Source organism: Frankia sp. CcMO1, assembly GCF_977945845.1.
On record NZ_CDWTMG010000071.1, the window covers coordinates 15373 to 19669 of the forward strand.

A 4297-nucleotide genomic window follows, 5' to 3' on the forward strand; every position below is an offset into this window, starting at 1 on the left:
CGCAAGTTATTTCATTTCGACTCCCGGACGGTCTCATTGCCCGCCCAGTTGCGCCAAGCCGAGGACTTACCAATGGGCGAGCCCATGGGCACCTCCGTCTGCCGGGACCGATGGCCGCGGTCCGGGGCCGGTCCGGAGTCGGGACCGGCCACCATCGTGAACCGGGCCTTCCCGGCTTCACCACGCGGGGGGCGGGTGATGGCCGTTCACAGGGCGATGCGTCGTCCGACCTCCGTCCGGGCGGGATGGACCGGTCCCGTCTCCCGCAGGTATGCCGAGCATGGCATCCGACGGTGGTTCGGGCGTCCGTCGTGACGCTGCGGGGTGACGTCCTGCCGGTACCTGCTGGTCTACGAGCGTGTCGCGGTGCACCATCACGAGGGCACGGGGCGCACAGGCACGGGGCGCACAGGCACGGGGCGCACAGGCACGGGGCGCACAGGCACGGGGCGCACAGGCACGGGGCGCACAGGCACGGGGCGCAGGCAGGGGCACACAGGAAGACACGGCTACGGAAGGCGGATCGTATGGTGACCGCAACCGGATCTCGTCCGGCCGGGATCAGCCTCGGTCGGCTCGCCGAGCTGGCGCAGGAACGGACCGGCGGCACGGCGGAGCTTCGCTTCGAGGGACGCGACCAGACGTCGGGGGAGTTGCTGGCGCGGGCCCGCCGGTTGTCGGGCGGCCTGCGGGCGGCGGGTCTGCGCCGGGGCGACCGGGTGGCCGTGTGCATGGCCAACTGTCCCGAGGTGGGTGTCACCTACCAGGCGGTGTGGCGGGCCGGTGGGGTCGTGACCCCGGTGCTGTTCCTGCTGACCGAGCACGAGCTGCGCCACGTCCTCGTCGACAGCGGAGCCCGGTTCGTGGTCACCACACCCGAGTTCCTGGACCGGGTCCGCGCGGCGGTCGGCGACGGCGGCTCGGCGGTGCGCGCCCTGATATTGGCGGACGGGGACCGGCCCGGCGTCTCCCCGCCTCCGCCGCAGTCCCCGTCCCCGCCACGATCCATGCTCCAGGCCGGCACACTCCGGGTCGGGCTCACCACCCCGGTACTGCGCTTCGCCGATCTCGAGGCCGGCGAGGAGAGTCCGGTTGTGGAGGTGGATCCTTCCGACATGGCCGCGCTGCTCTACACCGGCGGCACGACCGGGCGGGCGAAGGGGGTGGTCCTCTCGCACGACGGGCTGTCCGCGGGTGGCTGGGCAGCGATGTCGGCCACCCCGGACGAGAAGTTGGCCGGCCTGCTGCCGCTGCCGCTGTCCCACGTCTACGGGCTGACGATCAGCGTCATGACCCTGCACATGGTGAACCCCGGACCGATGGTTCTCATGCGCTGGTTCGAGCCGCGGAGCTGGCTCGACCTCGTGGTCGAGCACCAGGTGAACATCAGTGCGTTGGTGCCGTCCATGGTGGCGCAGCTGCTCGCGCAGCCCCTGCACGATTACGATCTGTCGACCCTGCGGCGGGTGACGAGCGGTGGCGCGCCGCTGCCCCGGGAGACCGCCCTCGAATGGCGCCGGCGGCTGCCCAGCGCCGAGCTGGTGGAGGGATACGGCTGTACCGAGTCATCCGCGATCATCACCACCTCGCCGGTGGGCGGAACACGACTCGGCAGCGTGGGCGTGCCCGCCCCCGGGGTCGAGGTGCGCATTGAGCTCCCCGACGGCTGCGAGGCCGGTCGGGGCCAGGACGCGGAGATCTGCGTGCGGGGCCCGATGGTGATGACGGGGTACTGGCAGGCCCCGGAGGCCACCGCGGGGGCGCTGCGGGGCGGTTGGCTGCACACCGGGGACATCGGCCGGCTGGACCCCGACGGCTACCTGTACGTGGTTGACCGGATCAAGGATCTGATCATCCGGGGTGGCGTCAACGTCTATCCGCGCGACGTCGAGGACGGCCTGCTCGCCCATCCCGAGGTCGCCTCGTGCGGCGTCGTGGGCCGACCGGACTCCCGGCGCGGGGAGGAGGTGGTCGCGTTCGTGGAACTCGTCCCGGGTGGCACCGTCTCCCCGGAGGAGCTGGTGCGCTGGGGCCGCGCCCGGCTGGGTCCCATCCGGTACCCGCGTGAGGTGCACATCGTCGAGGCACTGCCGCTCACCAGCAGCCTGAAGACCGACCGACGGATGCTGCGGTCGCTGGCGGCGCCGAGGTCGCTGCCGGCCCCGGGGCCGCTGATGGCGCCGACCTGACCCGACGGAGCGGATAGGTTCGAGCCCCGGCTACGCTGCGGGCTGGCTTGCCATGCTCGCTGACCTTCCGTCAGCTTCGGCGTTTGCCGCGATGTCTGCCGGGGGCAACCCCCCGAACCCCCGATGTCGAGCTTCGCTCGACCCGACCCGGTTCGACCCCTCTCACCTTGTCCGCGGTCCTTGTCCCGCCCGATCTCGCGGGCTGTTGCTCGCCGCGCCCTTGTTCGCTGTTCGGTATTGACCGAACAGCGAACAGCGTGAACGCTGGTCCGCGTGGACACCGAGGCCCTCGTGGTCGACGCCTTCTGCCAGCTCGGAGTCGAGGCCCGACCGCCCGCCTCCGGGCCCGATCGCGGGGTCGATCTCGTGCTCGACCCGGATGGTGTCGCGGTTCCCATCGAGCTCAAGCGCCGGTCACTGGTGTCCGAGGGCGTCGCCGCGCAGCTGCTCGCGGCCAGCCGTCCACCCGGTGGATCGGGCGGCTTCCTTCTCCTGGTCGTCGCGGACCGGGTGACCGGGGCGGCCCGGAAGCTGCTGACCGAGCATCGGGCCGGCTACTACGACCTGCGCGGCCGGATCGCGCTTCGTTCGAGCAACCTTGTGATCGACGCCGAGGTCAGTCCGGTCACCGGACGCGGTGCGCGGACACGGGCCTTGAGCGGCACGGCCGGGCTCGAGGTCGCGACCGCTTTGCTCATGGAGCCGCAAGCGGGCACCGCCGTCCGGGAGCTGGCGCGCCGGCTCGGCCGCTCCGCCAGCACGGTGTCGGAGCTGCTGGCGGCGCTGCGGCACGACGGTCTTGTCGACGCCGCGAACGTCGTCACGGACTCGCGGCTGTTCTGGCAGGTGGCCGAGCGATGGCCAACGCCGCGCGCCTATCTCGCCAGACTCCCCGATCCCGGTGACACCAGCGGCGTCACCAGATCGCTGCGTCTCGGCCTGCGTGACGTGGAAAACGAGATTGGGTGGGCGTTGACGGACACGACCGCCGCCGCGGCGTACGGTACCCCGGTCGCTGTCCGCGCCGACCAGGTGCCTGACTTCTTCGTTCCCGATCAGGCGGTGCTCCGGCGCGCGGCTACGCTTCTCGGCGCCGCTCCGGCGCCGGCCCAGGCGCGTGCCGCGGTGCGGGTCGCACCGGTGGCGGCCGTCTGCGCCCGTCGCGTCGATCTCCTGCCCGAGCGGTGGCGGTGGCCGCTTGCGCATCCGCTGTTCGTCGCGCTCGATCTGGCTCAGGACGTGGGGCGTGGGCGCGAGATCCTCGACGCCTGGCTACCAGAGCCGGGGTGGGCCCGTGTCTGGTAGCCGGGTGACCTTCCTGGGCGACGCGATGGCCGCGGTCGTCCAGGCCGTCGAGGAAGCGCGGACACTCACCGGCCAGCCGCCTGTCGTGGTCGGCGGGCTGGCGGTGCTGTGCCCGAATCTCCAACGCCCACCGGGCGACGGTCGATCTGGACGTTGTCGACCGACTGCACGGGACCACGCCGCACCTGGAGGTGCTCCGCGCAGCGGCGGGCGCGAGGGCCGTGGAGCCCGCAGGCGTCCTGCTGCCAACTCCGTATGGCCAGGTCAAGGTGGACGTGCTGGAGGTGCGGCAGGTAGAGCTCGACCAGCCGAGCGACGATCCCGGCGACCGCCTCCACGCGTCCGCGCACGCCTGGGCGAACGACACCGCCACCGAGACCGCCATCGAGGTGATCCGGTCGGTCGGCGACCGTGTGGAGGTGAGGACGCCCGTCGCCGAGCTTCTTCTCGATGCCTGCGGACGCACCTGACGCGGCCCGAGTCGGCGACCAGGCGGGCACGCCCGCGTCACAACAGGCCGCTCGCACCACGATCGGGGCTACCAACTCGCCGTAGCGGCCGACGAGCCCCGGTCAGTCACCGGCGTCGATCGGCTGGCCCGCCGTCGGCCTCGTCGAGGAGAGCGTCACCAGGATCCGTATCCCATGATCACTGTCTACGTCGCCGCACCTCCATTTTCCACGTCTGCCCTGGCTGCCACTACCACCGGTACGAAATCGGCCCCGCCCACGCCCAAGTCCACTTGGCGGCGCGACGTCGCAACATCGGCATGGCCGGCGGCTCCCTGCTGGCCACATCCGCAC

The 4297-nt window shown here is 71.9% G+C and carries 3 protein-coding genes; all 3 read left to right on the plus strand.

From position 1 onward, the window contains the following. Nucleotides 1–527: 527 nt before the first annotated feature. The gene (locus AC08OU_RS11285; protein ID WP_462187303.1) at nucleotides 528–2189 is read left to right on the plus strand and encodes a class I adenylate-forming enzyme family protein; all 1662 of its coding nucleotides are present in this window, start codon (nucleotides 528–530) and stop codon (nucleotides 2187–2189) included. A gap of 273 nt (nucleotides 2190–2462) precedes the next feature. After that, nucleotides 2463–3494, plus strand: coding sequence for a helix-turn-helix domain-containing protein (locus tag AC08OU_RS11290; RefSeq protein WP_476600152.1), 1032 nt, complete (start codon nucleotides 2463–2465; stop codon nucleotides 3492–3494). Nucleotides 3495–3715: 221 nt separating this feature from the next. Continuing rightward, nucleotides 3716–3964, plus strand: a complete 249-nt coding sequence (locus AC08OU_RS11295; protein ID WP_476600150.1) for a hypothetical protein — start codon at nucleotides 3716–3718, stop codon at nucleotides 3962–3964. The last annotated feature ends 333 nt before the right edge of the window (nucleotides 3965–4297 follow it).

Coding starts and splice junctions, on each gene's coding strand:
- AC08OU_RS11285 (WP_462187303.1), top strand. CDS start 528: ATGGTGACCGCAACCGGATCTCGTCCGGCCGGGATCAGCCTCGGTCGG.